Annotated in this window: 19 protein-coding genes and 1 pseudogene; 8 read left to right on the forward strand and 12 right to left on the reverse strand. The window is 70.2% G+C overall.

What is annotated here, in order from left to right; translation table 11 throughout:
* A pseudogene (locus tag VP06_RS25470) lies at window positions 1-517 on the reverse strand (pyridoxamine 5'-phosphate oxidase family protein); the annotation flags it as partial.
* 59 nt (window positions 518-576) lie between these two features.
* Window positions 577-1,194, reverse strand: coding sequence for a glutathione S-transferase family protein (locus tag VP06_RS25475; RefSeq protein ID WP_048466608.1), 618 nt, complete (start codon window positions 1,192-1,194; stop codon window positions 577-579).
* Between the two features lie 233 nt (window positions 1,195-1,427).
* Between VP06_RS25475 and ccoN the strand changes: the two genes are divergently transcribed.
* From ccoN to VP06_RS25500, 5 genes are all read left to right on the forward strand, one after another.
* Window positions 1,428-3,086, forward strand: coding sequence for a cytochrome-c oxidase, cbb3-type subunit I (ccoN, locus tag VP06_RS25480; protein WP_048466609.1), 1,659 nt, complete (start codon window positions 1,428-1,430; stop codon window positions 3,084-3,086).
* 107 nt (window positions 3,087-3,193) lie between these two features.
* Window positions 3,194-3,934, forward strand: coding sequence for a cytochrome-c oxidase, cbb3-type subunit II (gene ccoO, locus VP06_RS25485; protein WP_048466610.1), 741 nt, complete (start codon window positions 3,194-3,196; stop codon window positions 3,932-3,934).
* Complete coding sequence (locus VP06_RS25490) at window positions 3,934-4,089, forward strand: cbb3-type cytochrome c oxidase subunit 3 (RefSeq protein ID WP_425350950.1); 156 nt, start codon at window positions 3,934-3,936, stop codon at window positions 4,087-4,089. Before ccoO ends, VP06_RS25490 begins: the two co-directional genes overlap by 1 nt.
* 5 nt (window positions 4,090-4,094) lie before the next feature.
* Complete coding sequence (gene ccoP, locus VP06_RS25495) at window positions 4,095-4,973, forward strand: cytochrome-c oxidase, cbb3-type subunit III (RefSeq protein WP_048466644.1); 879 nt, start codon at window positions 4,095-4,097, stop codon at window positions 4,971-4,973.
* Window positions 4,974-5,633: 660 nt separating this feature from the next.
* Window positions 5,634-6,080, forward strand: coding sequence for a hypothetical protein (locus VP06_RS25500; protein WP_156295766.1), 447 nt, complete (start codon window positions 5,634-5,636; stop codon window positions 6,078-6,080).
* Between the two features lie 139 nt (window positions 6,081-6,219).
* On the opposite strand, the gene VP06_RS25505 is transcribed toward VP06_RS25500, so the two are convergent.
* The 3 genes from VP06_RS25505 to VP06_RS25515 form a co-directional block, all read right to left on the reverse strand.
* Complete coding sequence (locus VP06_RS25505) at window positions 6,220-7,056, reverse strand: SDR family oxidoreductase (RefSeq protein WP_048466612.1); 837 nt, start codon at window positions 7,054-7,056, stop codon at window positions 6,220-6,222.
* 32 nt (window positions 7,057-7,088) lie between these two features.
* Window positions 7,089-8,264 (reverse strand): tRNA epoxyqueuosine(34) reductase QueG, encoded by a 1,176-nt coding sequence (gene queG / locus VP06_RS25510; protein ID WP_082167618.1) that lies wholly within the window; start codon window positions 8,262-8,264, stop codon window positions 7,089-7,091.
* Between the two features lie 77 nt (window positions 8,265-8,341).
* The gene (locus tag VP06_RS25515) at window positions 8,342-9,034 is read right to left on the reverse strand and encodes a glutathione S-transferase family protein (RefSeq protein ID WP_048466613.1); all 693 of its coding nucleotides are present in this window, start codon (window positions 9,032-9,034) and stop codon (window positions 8,342-8,344) included.
* Window positions 9,035-9,440: 406 nt separating this feature from the next.
* Here VP06_RS25515 and VP06_RS25520 point away from each other — a divergent pair, with 406 nt between their 5' ends.
* The 3 genes from VP06_RS25520 (at window position 9,441) to VP06_RS25530 (ending at window position 12,691) form a co-directional block, all read left to right on the forward strand.
* Window positions 9,441-10,244, forward strand: coding sequence for an undecaprenyl-diphosphate phosphatase (locus tag VP06_RS25520; protein WP_048466614.1), 804 nt, complete (start codon window positions 9,441-9,443; stop codon window positions 10,242-10,244).
* Between the two features lie 99 nt (window positions 10,245-10,343).
* The gene (locus VP06_RS25525; protein ID WP_048466615.1) at window positions 10,344-12,161 is read left to right on the forward strand and encodes a methylmalonyl-CoA mutase family protein; all 1,818 of its coding nucleotides are present in this window, start codon (window positions 10,344-10,346) and stop codon (window positions 12,159-12,161) included.
* A 77-nt stretch (window positions 12,162-12,238) separates the two neighbouring features.
* The gene (locus VP06_RS25530) at window positions 12,239-12,691 is read left to right on the forward strand and encodes a DNA polymerase III subunit chi (RefSeq protein WP_048466616.1); all 453 of its coding nucleotides are present in this window, start codon (window positions 12,239-12,241) and stop codon (window positions 12,689-12,691) included.
* A gap of 124 nt (window positions 12,692-12,815) precedes the next feature.
* Here the strand turns inward: VP06_RS25530 and VP06_RS25535 are convergent, their stop codons facing one another.
* The 7 genes from VP06_RS25535 to VP06_RS25565 all read right to left on the reverse strand — a co-directional run bounded on the left by VP06_RS25535 (window position 12,816) and on the right by VP06_RS25565 (window position 22,898).
* Window positions 12,816-14,981, reverse strand: a complete 2,166-nt coding sequence (locus VP06_RS25535; RefSeq protein ID WP_342586852.1) for a CHASE domain-containing protein — start codon at window positions 14,979-14,981, stop codon at window positions 12,816-12,818.
* A gap of 344 nt (window positions 14,982-15,325) precedes the next feature.
* The gene (locus VP06_RS25540; RefSeq protein ID WP_048466617.1) at window positions 15,326-17,650 is read right to left on the reverse strand and encodes a Tex family protein; all 2,325 of its coding nucleotides are present in this window, start codon (window positions 17,648-17,650) and stop codon (window positions 15,326-15,328) included.
* Window positions 17,651-17,739: 89 nt separating this feature from the next.
* Window positions 17,740-18,171, reverse strand: a complete 432-nt coding sequence (locus tag VP06_RS25545; protein WP_048466618.1) for a hypothetical protein — start codon at window positions 18,169-18,171, stop codon at window positions 17,740-17,742.
* A 190-nt stretch (window positions 18,172-18,361) separates the two neighbouring features.
* The gene (locus VP06_RS25550; RefSeq protein ID WP_197093288.1) at window positions 18,362-19,327 is read right to left on the reverse strand and encodes a DMT family transporter; all 966 of its coding nucleotides are present in this window, start codon (window positions 19,325-19,327) and stop codon (window positions 18,362-18,364) included.
* 307 nt (window positions 19,328-19,634) lie between these two features.
* The gene (locus tag VP06_RS25555) at window positions 19,635-19,856 is read right to left on the reverse strand and encodes a YbdD/YjiX family protein (protein ID WP_048466620.1); all 222 of its coding nucleotides are present in this window, start codon (window positions 19,854-19,856) and stop codon (window positions 19,635-19,637) included.
* A gap of 4 nt (window positions 19,857-19,860) precedes the next feature.
* Entirely contained in the window at window positions 19,861-21,924 is a 2,064-nt protein-coding gene (locus tag VP06_RS25560) for a carbon starvation CstA family protein (protein ID WP_048466621.1), read from the reverse strand.
* A gap of 308 nt (window positions 21,925-22,232) precedes the next feature.
* Complete coding sequence (locus VP06_RS25565) at window positions 22,233-22,898, reverse strand: response regulator (RefSeq protein WP_156295768.1); 666 nt, start codon at window positions 22,896-22,898, stop codon at window positions 22,233-22,235.
* Between the last annotated feature and the right edge of the window lie 382 nt (window positions 22,899-23,280).

Consider the following 23,280-nt stretch of genomic DNA (forward strand, 5'->3'; position numbering starts at 1 on the left):
CGAAGGCGTGCTGCGGGTCGCCGAGGGGGTCGCCGAGGGCGACGACGTCGCGCAGCTGGATGTATTGCGGGCAATTGCCGAAGCTCTGCTCGACCGCGACCCGCAGCACGCCGTCCGTCGAGCCGCGGAGGACGCCGTTCACCCGGTTGCGGCGGCGGGTGTGCAACTCGATGCCGAGGAGCCCGACGGCGTCGCCCTCGCGCAGGCCCGCGCTCGCCGGATCGCGCGGATCGGGCCGCGCCGCGATGGTGAGCAGCTTCGGGCTCGGCGCCGCGACGAAGCCCGGCGCACCGGCGATCAGCGTCGCCCAGGCGTCGCCCTGCCCGTCGACGCTGCCGGCGACGAGGACAGGAAGCTGCGCGAAGAAGGCGCGGTGCTGCGCGGGCATGACGTCCCGCACGACGCGCCGGCCCACCTCCGCCATGCGCGCGGCGACGCCGACCTGCTCCTGGATGGCGGTCTCGCCCGGGTGCCAGGGCGAGGCCACGGGTGCCGTCATCGTCGAACCATCGCTCATGGGGCTCTCCCCTCCGGTTTCCGTCGGGCGCGCCTCCCGGCGCGCCCGCAGCGCTCAGGTCAGGCGGCGGCGGTGAGGCCGGCCGGCGTCTCGGCGAAGGGGACGAAGCCCGGAAGAGCCTCGATCCGGCGGAGATACGTGACGACGGTCCGATAGCCCGACAGGTCGACATTGCCCTCCGGCGCACGCGCCAGGTAGCTGTAGAGCGCGATATCCGCGATGGTCGGATGCCCGCCGACCAGCCAGTCGCGGCCGGTCAGGTGCGCCTCCAGGCGCCGCAGGAGCAGATGCGCCCGGCCGATCACCTCCTCGGGACGGAAATCGGCGCCGAACACCGTGACGAGCCGGGCGGCGGCGGGGCCGTAGGTCAGCTCGCCGGCGGCGACGGACAGCCAGCGCTGCACGGCGGCCGCGGCCGTCGCCTCCTCCGGCAGCCAGTCGGTCCGGCGGAATTTTTTCGCGATGTAGACCAGGATGGCGTTGGAATCGGTAATGACCGTGCCGTCGTCGTCGAGCACCGGCACCTGACCGAAGGGGTTGAGGGCGAGGAACTCGGGCCGCTTGTGCGCGCCCGCCGCCAGGTCGACCTCGATCGCCTCGTGCGGCACGCCGAGCAGCGAGAGAACCAGCCGGGCCCGGTGGGCATGGCCCGAGAGCGGATGGTGATAGAGCTTCATGAGTGCGGATCCTCGTTTCCGCGGCCGGACCGTGCCCGCACCGCCCCCGGAGAATGCGAGGATCGCCCGGCATCGAGAATGCGCGCATTCGGCAGTTCATCGTTCCGGATTCTGGAATGATCCTCGGCGGCCCCGAAGCTCCCGGGGTGTTTGACGCAGATCAAGGCTCCACACCCGCCCTGCGCGCACATCGGGTCGTCCCGCAGCCGCGCGTGGAGCGAACCGATTCAGCCATGCCCGCCACACCCGCACCCAAATACATGACCGAAGGGGAGGCGGGCCTGTGCGCCGCCTTCGGCCTCGGTGCCCTTCTGTGCCTGGTCGCCTCGGCCAAGGCGGCCGATCCCGCCTTCGGGCTGCATGCCGGCCTGTTCGCCCTGGCGGCCATCGCGGCGATCGTGGCGATCCTGCGCCGCTACGCCGCCCGCGACCCCGAGCCGATCCCGCAGGAGATCGGCGGCAAGCCGAACTACAACCTCGGTCCCATCAAGTTCGCGGCGATCGCCGCGATGGGGTGGGGCATCGCCGGGTTCCTGGTCGGCTGCATCATCGCCTTCCAGCTCTGGGCGCCCTCGCTCAATCTCGGGCTCGAATACACCACCTTCGGGCGGCTGCGCCCGCTGCACACCTCGGCGGTGATCTTCGCCTTTGGCGGCAACGTCCTGATCGCGACCTCGCTCTACGTGGTGCAGCGGACCTGCCGGGCGCGGCTCGCGGGTGATCTCGCACCGTGGTTCGTGGTGCTCGGCTACAACCTGTTCATCGTGATCGCCGGCACCGGCTACCTGATGGGCGTGACCCAGTCGAAGGAATATGCCGAGCCGGAATGGTACGCCGACCTCTGGCTGACGGTGGTCTGGGTCGTCTACCTCCTGGTCTTCCTCGCCACCATCGCGAAACGGCGCGAGCCGCACATCTTCGTGGCGAACTGGTTCTACCTCGCCTTCATCGTCACCATCGCGATGCTGCACGTCGTGAACAACCTCAGCATCCCGGTGACGGTGTTCGGCTCGAAGTCGTACCCGATCTTCTCCGGCGTGCAGGACGCGCTGGTGCAGTGGTGGTACGGCCACAACGCCGTCGGCTTCTTCCTCACCGCCGGCTTCCTCGCCATCATGTACTACTTCATCCCGAAGCGGGCCGAGCGGCCGATCTATTCCTACCGGCTCTCCATCATACATTTCTGGGCCCTGATCTTCATGTATATCTGGGCCGGCCCGCACCACCTGCACTACACGGCTTTGCCGGACTGGGCGCAGACGCTCGGCATGACCTTCTCAATCATGCTGTGGATGCCGTCCTGGGGCGGAATGATCAACGGCCTGATGACGCTGTCGGGCGCCTGGGACAAGCTTCGCACCGATCCGATCCTGCGCCTGATGGTCGTCTCGCTCGCCTTCTACGGCATGGCGACCTTCGAGGGGCCGATGATGTCGATCAAGGCCGTCAACGCGCTGAGCCACTACACCGACTGGACCATCGGCCACGTCCATTCCGGGGCGCTCGGCTGGGTCGCCTACGTGTCCTTCGGCGCGCTGTACTGTCTGGTGCCGTGGCTGTGGAACCGCCGCGAGGTCTATTCCCTGCGCCTCGTCGAGTGGCACTTCTGGGTCTCGACGCTCGGCATCGTCCTCTACATCACGTCGATGTGGGTCGCCGGGATCATGCAGGGCCTGATGTGGCGCGCCTATAACAGCTTCGGTTTCCTCGAATATTCCTTCGTCGAGACCGTCGAGGCGATGCAGCCCTACTACCTGGTGCGGGCTTTGGGCGGCGTGCTGTTCCTGATCGGCGCGCTGATCATGGCCTACAACCTCGCCATGACGATCCTGGGCCGCGAGGCGGGCGAGCGGAGCCCCGCGACCGGCGCCGCCCTGGTCCCGGCCGAGTGATCCCAAGCCGGAGTGATCCTCAAGTCGAGTGATCCTCACGTCGAGTGCTTCCCGGGCCCGCCTGCGGGCGGGCCCCTCTCTCCGTCTCACGTTGAAAGATCCCGGCCATGGCCATTGCCCAGCCCGGCCTCTGGAAGAGGCATGAATTCTTCGAAAAGAACTCGATCCTGCTGCTGATCGGCATCCTGATCGTCGTCGCCATCGGCGGGCTGATCGAGATCGTCCCGCTGTTCTACCTGAAGAGCACCATCGAGGCGGCGGCGGGCGTGCGGCCCTACACGCCGCTGGAACTGGCCGGCCGCAACATCTACGTGCGCGAGGGCTGCTACCTCTGCCACAGCCAGATGGTGCGCCCGATGCGCGACGAGGTCGAGCGCTACGGCCATTTCTCGCTCGCCGCCGAGTCGATGTACGACCACCCGTTCCAATGGGGCTCGAAGCGCACCGGCCCCGACCTCGCCCGGGTCGGCGGAAAGTATTCCGATGCCTGGCACCGCGAGCACCTGAAGGACCCGCGCGCCGTCGTTCCCGGCTCGATCATGCCGGCCTACGCCTTCCTCGACCGGCCCCTCGACGCGGAGGCGATCGGCGACGACCTGACGGCGAATGCCAAGCTCGGCGTGCCCTACAGCCCGGACATGATCCTGCGGGCGCAAGGGGATCTCGCTGCCCAGCTCGACCCCGACGGCACGGATGCGACGTTCCCGCAACGCTATCCCGGCGCCGTCCTGCACGCCCCCGGCGAGAAGGGCCGCGCCAGCGAACTCGATGCTCTGGTGGCCTATCTCCAGGTGCTCGGCACGATGGTCGACTTCAAGCTCTACGACGACAAGAAGAACCTGAGGTGATGCCTGTGACCTACGATCTCGCCTCCCGCTTCGCCCAGACGAGCGGCCTTCTCTACTTCGTCGCTTTGTTCGCCGGAACCACCCTCTACGCGCTCTGGCCGCGCAACCAGGGCCGGTTCGACGCCGCCGCCCGCCTGCCCCTCGACGAGGAGTGAGCCTCGTGACCGATCTCAAGTCTTCCGCTCCCGCCGCCACCGGCCCCGAGACCACCGGGCATGAGTGGGACGGCATCGCCGAATACAATAACCCGCTGCCGCGCTGGTGGCTGTACTCGCTCTATGCCACGATCGTCTGGGCCTTCGGCTACTGGATCGCCTTTCCGGCCTGGCCGCTGGTCTCGGACCATACCCGCGGCCTGCTCGGCTACTCGTCCCGCGCCTCGGTGCTGGCGGATGTGGCGGCCACGAAGGCGGCCCGCGCGGCGCTCGGCCAGGAAAAGCTCGCGACCGCCGACCTGACCGCGATCGAAGCCGATCCGACGCTGCTGCCGCTGGCGCTCGCCACCGGCAAGGCGGCCTTCGGCGACAATTGCGCCGCCTGCCACGGCACTGCGGCGACCGGCCGGACCGGCTATCCCAACCTCCAGGACGACGACTGGCTCTGGGGTGGCAGCCTCGACGCCATCGCGCAGACGATCCGCGTCGGCATCCGCTCGGGCCACGCCGACACCCGCGCGGGCGAGATGCCGGCCTTCGGGCGCGACGGCATCCTCAAGCGCGATGAGGTCGAAACGGTGGCGAACTACGTCCTGTCCCTGTCCGGCAAGGCTTTCGCGCCGTCCTTGAGCCTGGAGAAGGGCGCCGCGCTCTTCGCCCAGAACTGCGCCGCCTGCCACGGCGAGCAAGCCAAGGGCAACCCGGAGATGGGCGCTTCCAGCCTCGCCGACGCGGTCTGGCTCTATGGCTCGGCGCCGCAGGAGGTGGTCGCGACGATCCAGGGCGGCCGCAAGGGCGTGATGCCGACCTGGGAGGGGCGCCTGGACGCAGCGACCATCAACTCGCTGGCGGTCTACGTCCATGGGCTCGGGGGCGGGAAGTAACGGTGAATCCTCCGCGAGCACACCGCTCCTCGGCATCTCCCCGTTCCTGGCTCTGGAACGGGGAGGTCAAGCGTCATGCGCCAGAGTGATGCATGGCGCGACGGTGAAAGAGATGCAGAGAACAGCGAGACAATGCCAGCGATCGCTAAATGCGGGTTTTTACGGTCTCGAATTTTCGCAAAATCTTGAATGGATGTTGGAAAATCGAGACGGGGCAACGGACTACAGGACGCGACACAGGATGCTGCGCGGGTGCGGGAGCGACGGCCACTCCGCCAGAAAACGTCCCCTCTGCGGAGCCGGGCGGGAGAGGGGAACCACGCTTCCGGACGCGGTGCACATCGGCGTCGCCGTCCCTTGCGGATGAAGCGAGATGGCGAGCGGGTTCCATGCCGACTTTCGGTTGACCCACCATGGATAAAACTCAAAGATGCAACGATCGGAAAATAACAATCTAAGATGGATGATGTCCGTCCGGGACCGCTCTGCAGTCCGGCACGGCTCGCGCACCGCTACGCCGTCTCTGTTCGGCTAAGCTTGCGGGCTTAAAGCACACACGCCCGGAAATTCGAGTTCTCGGCCAGGCTCTGCCCAAGATCCGCCCATGATCGGCACGACGCTTGCCGGGAGTGAGACGGTTGATTCGGCCGAGGCCCGGATATGAGAGTTCTGCTATACGGTGTGATGGCCGCCCTGGGGGCGATGGAACTGGCCGCCGCGGTCCACCCGGCCGCCGCCGCCCCGAATGCCCGCGCCGAGCACCGGCGCGCGGTGCTCGCGCCCTTGGAGCAGGCGGCGACCGATTGCTTCGCCGAGACCATCGGCAACAACCCGGCGGCCCTCGCCCATGCCCGGGCCGGGCGCTGGTACGAGGCGGCGGGCGTGATCGGCTTCCTGTGCCGGCCCGAGGTCGACGCGATGACCAAGGCCCGCGACCATCTCGAAGGCCGCGGCGCCGGTGGCCGCTATTTCACCGGCCCCTATACCCGCCATCTCGGACCGGAACTGGCCCGCCGCCTCGAGCCGCTGCTCACCACCAAGGCCGTCGCCAATGCCGAGCCGCGCGCCGACAGCGAGGCCCCGGCGGCGCCGGCCGGCGAGCCGTAGGGCGATGGCGGCGAGTCCCTGAACCCTGCCCGGGATCTGCAAGCGACTGATGACGTCGGGCACGACCGACGTCTTGCGGGGAGAGGAGAGACCCGCATCCAAAAACAGGATCGTATTGACAACAGCGTTTGGTGGTTTTTTACACCAGCGCCCGCAACCCCTCCCGGTACGTCGGATAGGCGAGCCGAACCCCCAGCTCCTCGCGGATCAGCCGGTTCCGCACCCGCTTGTTCTCGCCGTAGAAGCTGCGCGCCATCGGGCTTAACGTCGCCGTGTCGAAATCGACCGCCGGCGGCAGGGGCAGGCCGGCAAGCTCGGCCGCGAAGGCGGTCACGTCCTGCGGCGGGGCCGGCTCGTCGTCGGTGACGTTGTAGATCGCGCCCGGCCGCGGCCGGTCGAGGGAGGCGGCGAGCGTGCGGGCGATGTCGTCGACATGGATCCGGTTGAAGACCTGGCCGGGCTTCACGATGCGCTGCGCCTTGCCCTGGCGCAGCTTCTCGAAGGCGTTGCGCCCAGGCCCATAGATGCCGGACAGCCGGAAGACCTGCACCGCCTTGCCCGTCCGCGCCCCGAGCGCCAGCCAGGCGTCCTCCGCCGCCACCCGGTCGCGGGTGCGCGGATGGGTGGGGCCCGGCGGGGTCGCCTCGTCGATCCAGGCGCCGCCCTGGTCGCCATAGACCCCGATGGTCGAGAGATAGCCGATCCACCGCGCCGGGCCGGCGGCGATCACGTCGTCGAAGGCCGCCAGCGCCGGGTCGGCGCCGGAATCCGGCGGGATCGAGACCAGGATCGCGTCGGCCCGGGCGAGGTCCTCGGCGATCCGCGGGTCGGTCTCCCCGGGCGAGAAGACGCGCACGCTCACGCCGTCGAGGGTGCCGGGAGTCTGCCGGGTCGCCGTGACGCCGTGGAAGCGGGCACGCTCGCGCGCCACGAAACGGCCGGCCGTGTAGCCGAGCCCGAAGACGAACAGGTTCATAAGGCCGAGCCCTGCCTGAAGGATGTGCGGTCTTATGCAGGGCGCCGCCCTGCACCCGCCAGAGGGCTCGCCCTCTGGACTCCCGGATTTTTCGCGCGCGACCACTCGACGCGCACGTCGGGATCGGGCTCGTCCGGCGGGGCAGGGGGCAGGCGCCCCAGCCGCGCGAGCGCCCACACCGCCATCCCGCGCACCAGCGGGGACGGATCCTCCAGCAGGCGCTCCGCCTCGCCGGCGAGGCTCTGATCGCCCGCATTGCCGACGGCGATCAGCACGTTGCGCAGGAAGCGGTCGCGCCCGGTCCGCTTGATCGGCGTGCCGGCGAAGCGCCGGCGGAAGGCCGCGTCGTCGAGCCGGGCCAACTCCGCGAGAGGCGGGGCCGCCAGATCCGCGCGCGCCGCCAGCCGCGCCTCCCGGGTGGCGACCGCGAACTTGTTCCACGGGCACACCGCCAGGCAATCGTCGCAGCCGAACACCCGGTTGCCCATCGGCACCCGGAATTCCTCCGGAATCGGCCCGGCATGCTCGATCGTCAGGTAGGCAAGGCAGCGCCTTGCATCGAGCCGGTAGGGGGCCGGGAAGGCGCCCGTCGGGCAGGCATCGAGGCAGCGCCGGCACCGGCCGCAATGGTCGCCCTCGGGCTCGTCCACCGGCAGCGCGGCCGTGGTGTAGAGGGCGCCGAGCAGCAGCCAGTTGCCGGCATCCCGCGACACCAGCACGCTGTGCTTGCCCTGCCAGCCGAGCCCGGCCGCCGCCGCGAGCGGCTTCTCCATCACCGGTGCCGTATCGACGAAGACCTTGATCTCGGCCCCCGCCTTGGCGGCAAACGCCCCGCCGAGTTCCTTCAGCTTGCCCTTGATCACGTCGTGATAGTCGCGCCGCCGGGCATAGACGGCGATCGCGCCGCGCGAGGAATCCTGGAGCGCCGCCAGCGGGTCGCCATCCGGCCCGGCATTGATCCCGAGCATCACGATGCTGCGCACCGCCGGCCACAGCCGCGCCGGACCGGCCCGCTCGGCCGTGCGCTCCGCCATCCAGGCCATGCCGCCGTGATGGCCGGCGGCGAGCCAGGCGGCGAGGCGCTCGGGCAGGGCCGGCACCGCGTCGGGGCGCGTCACCGCCAGGGCATCGAAGCCGAGCGCCCGGGCGCGGGTCTCGAGAAAGCGGCGAAGGGCCGGAGGGTCCGGCTGGGCTTGAGAGTTCACCAGCAGGTCTTGAACGTTCACCAGCGGGGCTTGAAGGTTCGCCAGCGGGGCTTGGAGGTTCGCCAGCGGGGCTTGGGGGTTCAGAAGTCCAGATCCGCGTAATGGTCGGCCGGGGCCATTCCGGCGACCCGGTCGGCGAGCAGGCTGCGGAAGGAGGGGCGCGACTTCACCCGCGCGTACCAGTTCCGCGCCATCTCGTCCTCGTCCCACGGCACGTCGCCGAGATAATCGACGCAGGAGATGTGCGCCGCCGCGGCGAGGTCCGCATAGGTCAGGTGGCTGCCCGCCAGCCAGTTCCGCCGCGAGATCAGGTAGCCGATGTATTTCAGGTGGTAGCGCACGTTGCTGCGCGCCGCCCGGATCGCGTTCATGTCCGGCGGGCCGCCGCCATGCTGCGAGGTCATGAAGCGCTTGTGGATCTTCTCGGTGACGAGGTAGCCGGTCACCTCCTGGTCGAACTTCTGAAGGAACCAGTCGAGCAGGCGCCGCACCTCGACCCGGGCGGCGGGGGATTCCGGCAGGAGCCGGATCCCGCTCAGGCCCAATCCCCGGGTCTCGTCGAGGTATTCGGCGATCACGGCGCCGCCCGGGACCGCGAGCCCGCCTTCCTCCACCAGCACCGGGGTGGTGCCGGCGGGGTTCATCATCAGGAACTCTTCCCGGCGCTCCCAGGGGCGTTCCTCGACGAGTTGGGGCTCCATGCCCATCTCGGCCATGATCAGGCGCACGAAGCGGGAATGCGGGCAGAACGAGGAGTGATGGAGCGTCGCCATGCGGGGCCGTTTCGCGCTTCGTCTGTCGGCTGGCCTGGAAGGTCGGCTCGCGGTGGGTCGTGCGTGTCAGGGTTGCGCCGGTGTGATTAACGCCCGGTCACCGGTTCATGGATATCTTTCGGCATCCTTAACACGGCTGATCGGGGCTGGTAACCGAGCCTCAACCCTGCCGGTGCGAGCATCCGCCGAGAGGCTTAAACCTCCGGCGCGCCCTCCACCACAGACTTGCCACAGAGGTGGAGCCGTACCGGCGGGCACGATGCGGGCCCGGCACGAGCCGGGACCCGGTTTCCACTCCCCGCCGGACGCGGTCCCCGACCGCCCGCGGCGCCACCACGAGAGCAGGCGACATGACGACGGCGACACGAGGCACGCGCAGGACGGTCTCATACCGGGGAGCGCGGTGATGGACGTCGCCAGCATCGGCAAGGCCGTGGTGCTCGCCCTCGTCGAGGGGGCGACCGAGTTCATCCCGGTCTCCTCGACCGGGCACCAGCTCCTCGTCGGCCACTTCATCGGTTTCGAATCGCCCAACAACACCTTCGAGGTGCTGATCCAGCTCGGTGCCATCCTGGCGATCGTCGGGGTGTATTTCCGCCAGCTCCTCGACCTGCTGCTGCGCGCCCCCCGCGACCCGGGGGCCCGCCGCTTCATCCTGGCGATCCTGATCGCGTTCCTGCCCGCGGCGATCATCGGCGGCCTGTTCTCGAAGTATATCAAGTTCTACCTGTTCAATCCCTGGATCATCTGCTCGACCCTGGTCGCCGGCGGCCTCGTCCTCCTCGTCATCGACGAGACCGACCTCGAGCAGAAATACGACGACGTGCACGAATACTCGCTGCCGATGGCGCTGAAGATCGGCTTCTTCCAGTGCCTGGCGATGATCCCCGGCGTGTCGCGCTCCGGCGCCACCATCGTGGGGGCGATGCTGATGGGCTCGGGCAAGCGCGCCGCCACCGAGTTCTCGTTCTACCTCGCCATGCCGACCATGGCGGGCGCCTTCGCCAAGGACCTGCTCGACAACTACAAGAACCTGTCGAAGGACGATGTCGGGTTGATCGCCATCGGCTTCGTGGTGGCGTTCCTGTCGGCCCTGTTCGTGGTGCGCAAGCTCCTCGACTACGTCTCCCGCCACGGTTTCGCGCTGTTCGCCTGGTGGCGCATCGTCGTCGGGGCCGCGGGCTTTGCCGGACTGATCGTGTTCGGCTGACGAAAGGGGGCCCGCCATCCCCCGTTCCGGCACTCGACCATGGGCGGGTCGCGCGGCTATGTCGTGGGTCGGGGAGAGACCCGCGCCTGAGGACCCGCCATGGACGATACGACGCTCGCCACCGCGTTTCCGGCCGCCACGGAGGTGCAGTGGCGTGCCCTGGTCGACGGAGTGCTCAAGGGGGCCGATTTCGAGAAGCGGCTGGTGCGCCGCACGCCCGACGGCATCGCGGTCCGGCCGCTCTATCCGCCGGCCGAGGCTGCGCCCCAGCCCGGCCGCGCCGCGCCGGGGCGCTGGCGGGTGAGCCAGCGGGTCGACCATCCCGAGCCCGCCGAGGCCAACGCCCTGGCGCTGACCGACCTCGAAGGCGGCGCCGACGCCCTGACCCTGGTCCTGGCCGGCGCTCCCGCCGCCCGTGGCTTCGGCCTGCCCGACCCTCACGCCCTCGAAACGGCGTTGGCCGGGGTGATGCTGCCGCTGATCGGCCTGCGGCTCGATGCCGGCGCGGCAGGGCCGGAGGCCGCGACGGCGCTCCTCGCCCTGGCCAAGGCCCGGGGTGACGACCTCTCCACCCTCGACATCGATCTCGGCCTCGATCCGGTCGCCGTGCAGGCCGCCACCGGGGCGGCGCCGTCCTGGCCGGACCTCGCCGACCTGCTGCGTCAGGTCGAGGCGCAGGGCTTTGCCGGCCGCGCCTTCCTGGCCGATGCCCGGCCGTTCCACGAGGCCGGCGCCAGCGAGGCGCTGGAACTCGCCGCCGTGCTCTCCGGGGCGCTCGCCACCCTGCGGGCCCTGGAGGCCGGCGGGCACGATCTGGAGCGCGCCCGCACCGCCCTGGCCTTCCTGCTGGTCGCCGAATCCGACGAGTTCCTGACCGTGGCGAAGGTCCGCGCCCTGCGCCGGCTCTGGGCCCGGGTCGAGGAGTCCTGTGGCCTGACGCCCGCGCCGATCCGCCTGCACGCCGAGACTGCCTGGCGCAGCACCACCCGGCGCGATCCCTGGGTCAACATGCTGCGGGCCACCACCGCGGCCTTCTCGGCGGGCCTCGGCGGGGCCGACGCGATCACGGTGCTGCCCTTCACCGCCGCCCTCGGCCTGCCCGACGCCTTCGCGCGCCGCTGCGCCCGCAACACCCAGCACGTCCTCCTCGACGAGGCCAACCTCTGGCGCGTTGCCGATCCGGCCGCTGGTGCCGGCGGCTTTGAGGCGCTGACCGACGCGCTCTGCGCCCAGGCCTGGACGCTGTTCCAGACGATCGAGCGCGACGGGGGGATCGCCGGCAGCCTGCGCTCGGGCGCGCTGGCGGAACGCCTCGCCGGCTTGCGCAAGACGCGGGACGCCGACCTCGCCACCCGCCGCCAGCCGATCACCGGGACCAGCGAATTCCCCGACCTGCACGAGGCTCCCGTGGCGGTGCTGAGCCCGGCCCCGGCGGCGCCGGCCGTGCCGGAGGGCGCCCTGCCGTCCCGGCGCCTCGCCGAGCCCTACGAGGCCCTGCGCGACGCCTCCGACGCCATCGTCGAGCGGACCGGCCGGCGCCCGCGGGTCTTCCTGGCCAATCTCGGGGCCTTGAGCGCCTTCAACACCCGCGCCACCTTCGCCCGCAACGCCTTCGAGGCCGGCGGCATCGAGGCCGTGACGAACGAGGGGTTTGCAGACCATGCCGCGATGGCCGAGGCGTTCCGGGAATCCGGCACGCCGCTCGCCTGCCTGTGCTCCTCGGATGCGGTCTATGCCGACCAAGCGGTCCCGGCGGCCGAGGCGCTTCGCGCCGCGGGTGCCACCACGATCTATCTCGCCGGCAGGCCGGGCGACCTCGAAGCCGCCTTGCGGGCGGCGGGCGTCGCCCACGACCTCTATGCCGGCTGCGACCTCGTGACCCTGCTGGGCCAGGCCCAGGCGGCGGCCACCCCCTGAGGCCACCCCCTGATGAGGCCACGCAACGCGCCCCGGGCCGTACCGTCCGGCCCGGGGCGCCCTATCTCGTGAGCACCGTGACCGAGATCCTGTTCTACCACATGCAGCGCCAGCCTCTGGAGCAGGTGCTGCCCAGCCTCCTGGAGAAATCCCTGGAGCGGCAATGGCGTGTCGCCGTGCAGGCGACGAGCGAGGAGCGCCTCCAGGCCCTCGACGACCACCTCTGGATCTTCTCGGAGGAGAGCTTCCTGCCGCACGGCACCGACCGCGATCCCGATTGCGGCACACAGCCGGTGGTGCTGACCCTGCGCGACGCCAACCCGAACGGCGCCTCGATCCGTTTCCTGGTCGAGGGCGCGGCCCTGCCCGACGACGCAGGCACCTACCAGCGCATCTGCATCCTGTTCGACGGCACCGACCAGGATGCCCTGCTCCACGCCCGCGAGCAGTGGCGCGGCGCCAAGGAGGCCGGCCACAGCGTCGCCTACTGGCAGCAGGACGAGCGCGGGCGGTGGCAGAAGAAGGCGTGATCCGATCTCCGAATTCGGTGTCCAGTCAACGGCTTGGCGACAACACGAGAGCGGAGCCAACGGTCGTGTTCAACGACCGTTGGTCCAAGCCGAACAGGCTGTCGGTTGATGTGGCGATGTCCGTCTAAGAACTGATCATCTCGCGGATGCGCGCGGCCAGGGCATCGACCGCGAAGGGCTTCGTCAGGACGGCCATGCCGGGTTCGAGCTGGCCGTTGCTGAGCAGAGTGGTCTCCGCGAAGCCGGTGATGAAGAGGACCTTCAGGTCCGGCCGGTCGACCCGGGCGGCATCCGCCATCTGGCGCCCGTTCATGCCGCCGGGCAGGCCGACATCCGTCACCAGCAGGTCCACGCGCGCATCCGACTGGAGCACCCGCAGGCCGCCCGCCCCGTCCGCGGCCTCGACCGCGGTATAGCCGAGGTCGTTCAGCACGTCGGTCACGAGCATCCGCACCGTCGGCTCGTCATCCACGATCAGCACGGTCTCGCCCGCCTCGGCCTGGGCCAACGGACGCCTGCCGGGGGCCGGCCCGTCCACATCCGCCTCGCCCCGATGCCGCGGCAGGAACAGGCAGACCGTCGTGCCGGCGCCGACCTCGGAGGCGATCCGCACCTGCCCGCCCGATTGCTTGGCAAAGCCGTAGATCATCGACAGGCCGAGGCCTGTGCCCTCGCCCATCGGCTTGGTGGTGAAGAACGGATCGAACGCCCGGGCGACGACCTCCGGGGGCATGCCGGTGCCGGTGTCGGACACGCACAGCGACAGGTACTGCCCCTCCGCCAATTCCAGCGCCTCGGCCTGCCGGTGGTCGATCCAGCGGTTCTCCGTCTCGATGACGATCCGGCCGCCCTCCGGCATCGCATCCCGCGCGTTGATGCAGAGATTCAGCAGCGAGTTCTCGAGCTGCGAGGGATCGACCAGGGCGGCCCAGAGGTTCGCCGCTCCCCGATGCCGCACGTCGATGCCCGGCCCCACCGTGCGCTGGATCAGGTCGAGCATCCCGTCCACCAGCCTGTTCGCGTCGATGGCCTTGGGCGCCAGCGTCTGGCGGCGGGAGAAGGCGAGAAGGCGGTGGGTCAGCGCCGCCGCCCGTTTCGAGGCGCCTTGCGCGGCGGCGATGTACTTCGCGACGTCCTTGGACCGGCCCTGGCCGATGCGGGTCTCGATCAGCTCCAGCGAGCCCGAGATGCCGGCCAGCAGGTTGTTGAAGTCGTGGGCGAGCCCGCCGGTGAGCTGGCCGACGGCCTCCATCTTCTGCGACTGGCGGAGGACCTCCTCCATGCGGGCGCGCTCCTCGCCGGCCTGACGCAGGCTCTCGGCAGCCTCCTTGAGGTCGCGCGTCCGGTCCTCGACCCTGGCTTCGAGCGAGGCGTTCAGCCGGCGGATCTCGTCCTGCGTGCGGCGCTGCCGGAACGCCGCGAAGCCCAAGAGAGCGGTGGCGAGGAGGCCGCCGCCGCAGACGAGCCCGATCTCCGGCAGGGCCGAGGCGCGCCGCGGCGAGACGCGCTGCTCGAACTGCACGGTCCAGACGCGGCCACCCAGTTCGATCGTCGCCTCGCGGGTCAGCGGGCCGGTGACCGCATCGGGCTTCCGCACGGACCGGTGCAGCAGCGTCTCCGGGCCGGGCGCGCCGTCATAGATGGCGAAGGCGGCGTCCTCCTCGGCCTCGGCGGCCACGATGCTGTTGAACAGGTCGTCCGCCCGGAAGGCCCCGAAGACGAAGCCCAGGTACCGCCGCCGCCGCTCGTCGAGTTCGGCGGGCACGCCCCCGCCGGCATAGACCGGCATGGCGACGAGGAAGCCGGCCTGCTTGTTCGCGTCGATCTCCTGGACGAGCTGGATCCGCGCCGAGGCGGCCGGCAGGCCGGTGTCGCGCGCGCGCTCGACCATGTCGCGCCGGACGGGATCGGACATCACGTCGTAGCCGATGGCGGCCTGGTTGCGCAGGTTCGGCGGCTCGGCGAACAGGACCGGGCTGAGCATCGGGTTGTCGCTGGGCGGGCGCACGCGGAAGCCCGGCACCCCCAGAGCCTCCGCCTTCGCGGCGAAACGCTCCCGTTCGGAGGCCGGGATGGCCGGCGTGAAGCCGATGCCGAGGAAACCGGGATACAGGGTCTGGAACTCGATCCGCTGCACATAGGCCCGGAACTGCGCCAGCGTGACGGTCTCGTCATTGGCCGCGAACAGGCCGGCGCCGCCGCGGAGGAGGGCGGTGTAGGTGCGGAACTGGTCCTCGACCGTGCGCAGCTCGATGTCGGTGGCGTGGAGGAAGGTCAGGCGGTCGCGCATCTCCGCCGCCCGCCAGATCAGGGCGGTGGTCAGTCCTGTCGCGAGCAGGCCCACGGCCAGGATCGCATGCGGGATCCACCGCCAGGCTCGCGGCACCGGAGACATCGGGGAGGCGGCCGTCTCGACCTGGCCCTGCGGTGGGAAAGCTGGGTGCAAGGGGAAGCCGGTCGGATGGTGTGGCCCGTCGCGAGGGACGGGCGGGTGGCGGACCAGACCATGATGCCGTCACCGGAGCCGTTTAGCGAGCGGTTGCAAGATCGTGACTGGCCAGCCGGCCGCCGAGCCCGGAGGCGCGTCGGACGCCGCCGCCCATGATCCGACCGGAGAATTGCCGGGTGCGGCCGTCACCGCCGCGTCCCGCGATCCAGCCCCGCCTTGCGCAACGCATCCGCCAGCGCGCCGCCCCCGGCCGGCTCCTCGCGGCGGGCTTGCGGGCGCGGGGCGTCGCGGCGGGGGGCGTCGCGGTGCGACCCCCCTGGCTCGCGCGGCGGCCGGGCGCCGATCTCGTCGTCGAGGCGTAAGGTGAGCGAGATGCGCTTGCGCGGCACGTCCACCTCCAGCACCTTCGCCCGCACCACGTCGCCGGGCTTCACCACCGCCCGCGGGTCCTTCACGAAGGTCTTGGACAGGGCCGAGATGTGGACGAGCCCGTCCTGGTGCACGCCGATATCGACGAAGGCCCCGAACGCCGCGACGTTGGTCACCACGCCCTCCAGCACCATGCCGGGCTTGAGGTCGCCGATGCTCTCGACGCCCTCCTGGAAGGTGGCGGTCTTGAAGGTCGGGCGCGGGTCGCGGCCGGGCTTTTCCAGCTCGGCGATGATGTCGGTGACGGTCGGCAGACCGAAGGTCTCGTCGGTGAAGGATTTCGGATTCAGGCCCTTGAGCACCGTGCCGTTGCCGATCACCGCCTTGATGTCGCTCTTCGTCGCCTGGAGGATGCGGCGCACCACCGGATAGGCTTCCGGGTGGACGCCCGAGGCGTCGAGCGGGTCGTCGCCATTCTGGATCCGCAAAAAGCCCGCCGACAATTCGAACGCCTTCGGCCCGAGCCCTGCGACCTTCTTCAGCCCCGAGCGGCTGCGGAACGGCCCGTTGGTGTCGCGGTGGGTGACGATGTTCTGCGCCACCCGCTCGCTCAGGCCCGACACCCGCGCGAGCAGCGGGCCGGAGGCGGTGTTGACGTCGACCCCGACGCCGTTCACGCAATCCTCCACCACCGCGTCGAGGGAGCGCGACAGCTTGCCGTCCGCCAGATCGTGCTGGTACTGGCCGACGCCGATCGCCTTCGGCTCGATCTTCACCAGCTCGGCCAGCGGATCCTGAAGGCGCCGGGCGATCGAGACCGCGCCGCGCAGCGACACGTCGAGCCCCGGGAGTTCCTGGCTGGCATAGGCCGAGGCCGAGTAGACCGAGGCGCCGGCCTCCGACACCATGACCTTGGTGAGCGTGAGGTCCGGCTGCTTGGCGATCAGCTCGGCGGCGAGCTTGTCGGTCTCCCGCGAGGCGGTGCCGTTGCCGATGGCGACCAGCTCGACCTTGTGCGCCCGGCACAGCTTGGCAAGCGTCATCTGCGACCCGGTCCAGTCGCGCCGGGGCTCGTGCGGGTAGATCGTGTCGGTCGCCACCACCTTGCCGGTGGCATCCACCACCGCGACCTTCACGCCGGTGCGGTAGCCCGGATCGAGGCCCAGCGTCGGACGGGCGCCGGCCGGCGCCGCGAGGAGCAGGTCGCGCAGGTTGCCGGCAAAGACCCGCACGGCTTCCGCCTCGGCGGCGTCCCACAGCCGGGCGCGCAGGTCGAGGTCGATCGAGAGCCTGAGCTTGGTGCGCCAGGCCCAGCGCACCGCCTCCATCAGCCAGCGGTCGCCGGGCCGGCCGCGATCCTGGATGCCGGCCGAGAGCGCGATGCGGCCGTCATAGAGGCTCTGCGCATCCACCCCCTCGGGCGCCTCGTCGAGGCGCAGGTCCAGCACCTCCTCCTTCTCACCGCGGAACAGCGCCAGCACCCGGTGGGAGGGGAGGCGGGTCAGGGGCTCGGAGAAGTCGAAATAGTCGGCGAACTTGGCGCCGGCCTGCTCCTTGCCCTGGCGCACCCGCGCGACGAGCTTGCCGCGGGTCCAGAACGCCTCGCGCAACTGCCCGACCAGCTCGGCATTCTCGGACAGGCGCTCGACCAGGATGGCACGGGCGCCCTCCAGGGCCGCCTCCGGAATCGCCACGCCCTTGGCCTCGTCGACGAAGGGGGCGGCGGCCTGGAGCGGCACCTGGTCCGGACGGGTGAGCAGAGCCTCGGCGAGCGGCCCGAGGCCGGCTTCGCGGGCGATCTGCGCCTTGGTGCGGCGCTTGGGCTTGAACGGCAGGTAGAGGTCTTCGAGCCGGGCCTTGGTGTCGGCGGCGAGGATCTGGCCCTTCAGGGCGTCGTCGAGCTTGCCCTGGGCCCCCACGCTCTCCAGAATCGCGCCGCGGCGTGCCTCCAATTCGCGCAGGTAGCGCAGGCGCTCCTCCAGGGTGCGCAATTGCGCGTCGTCGAGGGTGCCGGTCACTTCCTTGCGGTAGCGGGCGATGAACGGCACCGTCGAGCCGCCGTCGAGCAGGTCCACCGCCGCCTTGACCTGCCATTCCTGCGCGCCGAGTTCGGTGGCGATGCGCTGGGTGATGCTGGACATGACGACTCCGCGATTCCGGGGCGACGGGGAGGCGTGTCCTTAGAAGGGTTGGGGGCGGGTTGGAAGGGCCGGCCCGGTGCGGGCGGCGATCAGGACACGCGCGGCGGCACGGCGTCCGACGCCGCCGGCATGGGCCGGCGCCCGAACCAGCTCTGCCGCTCCTCGCGGGTGAAGAGCGCGCCGAAGGTCACCGCCCCGAGGGCCGCGACGGGGAAGACCAGGATCAGGCCGAGGGCCGCCTCGTTCATGCCGCCCGGCAGGCGCCACAGCCGGGTGGCCTGCATGAGCGCGAAGACGAGGCCGATCTGGGCGCCGACGACGCAGCCGAAGCGCCGCTCGACGGAGACGCTGCGCTCGACGATCGGGAGCGTCACCGCGGCCACCACCACCGACCAGGCGGTCAGCCCGGCCGCGAGAGGCACCGCGCCGGGCGGGAGCGAGCCGGAAAGCACCGCGTTCAGGACCGACGACAGGATGATGCTGCCGAGGCCCGAGACCATGACGACGAGAAACCGGGACACGTCGCGCTCCGAGGCCGGACGGGCAATGCCGTCACTGTCCCATCGCGATCGGTCCCGGTCAAGGACACCGGCGGTTGTTGCGGATCGTCTTCGCTGCCCTGCGGACGGCGACGTCCCGGTGCCTGCGCAAGGCACGGAGACTTCGTCTGACAGGCGGCGGCTCCGTGCGAACCGCCGGACAAGTCCGCCATCAGCGCACTCCCCCCGCCGGTAGCACCCCGGTGGGGGCCGGGACGCGGCGCATCCGCTCGCGGTGGGCGGTGTAGAGGCCGCTGCCGCAGATCACCAGCACGCCGAGACCCATATAGGCATCCGGGACCGTGCCGAAGAACAGGAAGCCGAGGAGGCCGGCCCAGATGATCTGGCTGTAGGAGAACGGCACCAGGGTCGAGGCCGGGGCGTGGCGGTAGGCGATGGTGACGATCCAGTGCCCGGCGGTCGAGATGAAGCCGATGGCGGCGCCGATCGCCACCTGGTTGAGGTTCGGGGTCTCCCAGACGAAGGGGACGATGGCCGACAGCACCAGGAAGCCGACGACGGCCGACCAGGTCATGGTGGTCTGGGGCGCGTCGTAGCCGTTGATCTTGCGGGTCACCACCAGGGCGCCGGCCCAGAACAACGCCGAGGCGATGGGGAGCAGGGCGGCGGTCTGGAACGCGCCGGTGCCGGGCCGCACGATGATGAGGACGCCGAGGAGGCCGACGAGGGCGGCGGCCCAGCGCCGCGCGCCGACCTTCTCGCCGAGCACCGGGATCGACAGGGCGGTGACGAAGATCGGCGACACGAAGGCGATCGCCGTGGTCTCGGCCACCGGCAGGATCCGCAGGCCGGCGAGGAACAGCAGCGACGAGGCGACGAGGGCGATGCCCCGCACCACCTGGAGGCCCGGCCGGGCGCTGCGGAACGGCGAGGCGCCGCGCTTGAGATGCGCCCGCACCAGAGCGGCGACCAGCATCACCGCCAGGAACCCGACATAGCGCAGCCACGCCACCTCGATCCCGGACAGCTGCCCGGTGAGGTATTTGGCGGTGGCGTCGGAGCTGGACAGGAACACGGTGGAGACCACCACCAGCACGATGCCGCGCAGCGGCTGGTCGCCGAGCAGGGCCGGCAGGGCCGGGCGGGCGGACGGGGCGGCGGCGAGGGGAAGCGTCAGGGAGGCCACGGCTGTCACGGCGGGTACTGGGGAGGGGCCTCTCCTGTAGCACTGCCCCGTCCGGCCAAGCCGTGCCGATTGCGCGTCACCGCCATGCTGCCGGCTCAGCCCTAGTTAAGGCGCGCTTTACCGGATCGTGTCGGGGCGGCGGCGACTTGCGACATCGCCGCCATCATCCTGCCGCAAGACCTAAGGGGGTTTCCTGAAGGTCTCCTGAACGGATTTCGTCTTTCCCGGAACCCGGTCTGCCCTTGCGTGTTGTCTCGCCCGCGCAGGGTTCAGGGCTCCTGCGCGGGCGAGGGGGGGGTCAGCAGCAGCGGAAGCCGCCGCGCCCGCCGACGCCGAACCGGGCGTTCTGCCGCTCGCGGAAGAACTCCGTCGGGGTCATCGGCTGCTGCTCGGGATGGGTCTTGCGGATATGGGCGACGTAGGTGTCGTAATTGCCCTGGCCGACCATCAGCCGCGCGCCGTCGCAGACGCAGCGCGTCAGGGTCGCCCAGCGCTCCCGCAAGGAATCCGCCGAACCCATCGGCTCACTCCGCCGCCACCGGCACCGCCCGCGGATCCGCCTCGACGGCGGTCCAGCGATCGGCCCGGTAGGCTTTGAGGCAAGCCTGGACGCCGAAGGCGATGATCGCCACCACGACGCCGACGAAGACCAGGGCCAGCACCGCGTCGATGCGGTCGTTGAGGATGATCTGGCGCATCTGGTCGAGGCTCTTGGCCGGGGCCAGCACCTTGCCCTCGGCGAGCGCGGTCGCGTAGCGGTCGGCATGGGCCAGGAAGCCCACCCGCGGATCGGCGGAAAAAACCTTCTGGAGGCCGGCGGTCATGGTGCAGGCGACGAGCCAGAGCGTCGGCACGATGGTGACGAGGGCGTAGCGCTCCCGCTTCATCTTGAAGATGACCACGGTGCAGAGCGTCAGCGCGATCGCCGCCAGCATCTGGTTCGAGATGCCGAAGAGCGGCCACAGGGTGTTCACGCCGCCGAGCGGGTCGGTCACACCCTGGTAGAGGAAGAAGCCCCAGGCCGCGACGCAGAGGCCCGTCGCCACGATGCTCGGGCCCCAGGACGAGGTGTCCTTGAAGGCCGGCACCGCGACGCCGATCAGGTCCTGGAGCATGAAGCGCCCGGCCCTGGTGCCTGCGTCGACCGCCGTGAGGATGAACAGGGCCTCGAACAGGATGGCGAAGTGGTACCAGAACGCCATCATCGCCTTGCCGCCGATGACGTTCGAGATGATGTGGGCCATGCCGACCGCGAGCGTCGGCGCGCCGCCGGCCCGCGAGATCACCGTGTGCTCGCCGACATCCGCCGCCGTCTGCTTGATGGTGTCGGCGGAGATCGGGAAGCCCATCGCGGTGACCGCCGCGGATGCGCTCTCCGGGGTGGTGCCGACGATTGCCGCCGGCGCGTTCATGGTGAAGTACACGCCCGGATCGATGACGCTGGCGGCGACGAGCGCCATCACGGCGACGAAGGACTCCATCAGCATGCCGCCATAGCCGATGAAGCGGGCATTGACCTCGTTGTCGATCAGCTTCGGGGTCGTGCCCGACGAGATCAGGCTGTGGAAGCCCGAGACCGCGCCGCAGGCGATGGTGATGAACAGGAACGGGAACAGCGAGCCCGACCAGACCGGCCCGGTGCCGTCGACGAATTTCGTCACCGCGGGCATCTGGAGATGCGGCGCCAGCACCAGGATGCCGAGCGCGAGGCCGACGATGGTGCCGATCTTGAGGAAGGTCGAGAGGTAGTCGCGCGGGGCGAGCAGCAGCCAGACCGGCAGGATCGAGGCGACGAAGCCGTAACCGATCAGCATCCAGCACAGCTGCGTGCCGGTGAAGGTGAACATCGCGGCGAGCGCCGGATCCTCGGCGACGGTCTGGCCGTAGAGGATCGCGGCCATCAAGAGCACGAAGCCGAGGATCGAGACCTCGCCGATGCGGCCCGGGCGGATCCAGCGCGAATAGACGCCCATCAGCAGCGCGATCGGGATCGTCGCCATCACCGTGAAGGTGCCCCAGGGGCTCTCGGCCAGCGCCTTGACGACGATCAGCGCCAGCACCGCCAGGATGATGACCATGATCAGGAAGGCGCCGAACAGGGCGACGATGCCGGGAATCGTGCCCAGCTCGGCGCGGATCAGCTCGCCGAGGGAGCGGCCGTCGCGGCGCATCGAGACGAACAGCACTATGAAGTCCTGCACGGCGCCGGCCAGCACCACGCCGGCGAGGATCCAGAGCAGGCCCGGCAGATAGCCCATCTGGGCGGCCAGCACCGGGCCGACCAGCGGGCCGGCGCCGGCGATCGCCGCGAAATGGTGGCCGAACAGCACGTATTTGTCGGTCGGGACGTAATCGAGCCCGTCATTGTGGCGCACGGCCGGGGTCTGGCGGCTCGGGTCGAGCCGCATGATCCGGTCGGCGATGTAGAGCGAGTAGTAGCGGTAGGCGATCAGGTAGACCGACACCGCCGCGACCACGATCCACAGAGCGTTGATGCTCTCGCCGCGCAGCGTCGCGACGACCGCGAGCGCGGCGGCCCCGAGGGCGCCCACGAGGGCCCAGGGTCCGTGCTTCCGGACGGCAATCATCAGGGTTTCCTCCCGGCTGCGCCACCGGGCGGGGACAGGCTTCGGCGGCTTCTTCGACTTTCGGGCAAAGGAAACGTTAAGGGCTGCCAATGCGGCGGCGGGCCGGGGCTTCCGGCCAAGATTGCGACTTTCGTCGCATGAGCGACGATCTTGCCCATCATGGGCCGGACGCGCGGGCCCTGCTCCCGCTCATTGACGGTCCGGCGCAGGGCGCCGGATTCCTCGATTGAGGATCGCCGGACGGCATCGGATCGCCGTCCACGTCGTTCGCCCCGGTGACGCTCGCTGATGGTCAGTGCGGATGTCGGTCAGTTCGACGGCAGCCCCGACATGATGTTGTCGTAGTCGAGATTCGCGGTCTCGATCACGATCTGGGTCCGGCTGATCACCCCGAGCTTGCGCAGGATCTCCGAGACATGCGCCTTCACGGTGGAGTCGCCGACGCCAAGTTCGTGGGCGATTTGCTTGTTGAGCTTGCCCTGGCGGATCATCAGCAGCACCCTGACCTGCTGCGGGGTCAGTTCGGCGATGCGTTCGGCGATCGGTGCCTTGCCGGGCTTGCGGCCGGGGGCCTCGGCGGGGCCCGAGAGGCCCTCGGGCACGAAGACCGCGCCGTTGAGCACGTCGGTGATGGCGCGGATCAGCACCGGCTTGCCGGCGGCCTTCGGCACGAAGCCGGCGGCGCCGTGGGCCAGCGCCTCGCGCACGATGCGCGGATCGTCGAGCCCGGACACCACCAGGACCGGGATGCGCGGGAAGCGGGTGCGGATGGCGATCAGCCCGTCGAACCCGTTGACGCCCTGCATGGTGAGATCGAGCAGAGTCAGGTCGATCGAGCGGCCGCGGGAGAGGGCCGCGCAGGCGCTCTCGATGCCGTCCGCCTCCTCGACCTCGGCGGCCGGGAAGGCGAGGCGGACCGCGCTGCTCAAGGCATCGCGGAACAGCGGATGATCGTCGACGATGATCAGGTGCATGTCCGACCCCTCCGCGACGGGCGTCGGTGCTCCGTCCGGCCGTGGAAGAGACACCCCAGGGGCCGGACTGGTCAATCCCACCATTGCAGCGGATCATCCTCTCGCAGGCGCAGGGCCGTGTGGCGCGCACACTCGCAGGTCGAGCACAGCAACGCCGCCGCACCCGTTAAGTCGAAGTAAAGAGTTATCACGCAGCCCCCGCAGCAGCCACCGTGCTTTGGTATGGAGCCGCCGCGACCTGCCCGCGCCCTGCACATTGGTCCAATGGTGGGGGGCGGCGAGCGGGCCCTATCGTCATGCGACCTCGGCGGAAAGGACCTCCTCACCGCGGAGTGGGTGGGGGCGGAGCGTGGCATCTGGCGGCGGCGTCGCGTGGGGCGGC

The sequence above is a fragment of the Methylobacterium aquaticum genome, from assembly GCF_001043915.1.
GTDB lineage: Bacteria > Pseudomonadota > Alphaproteobacteria > Rhizobiales > Beijerinckiaceae > Methylobacterium > Methylobacterium aquaticum.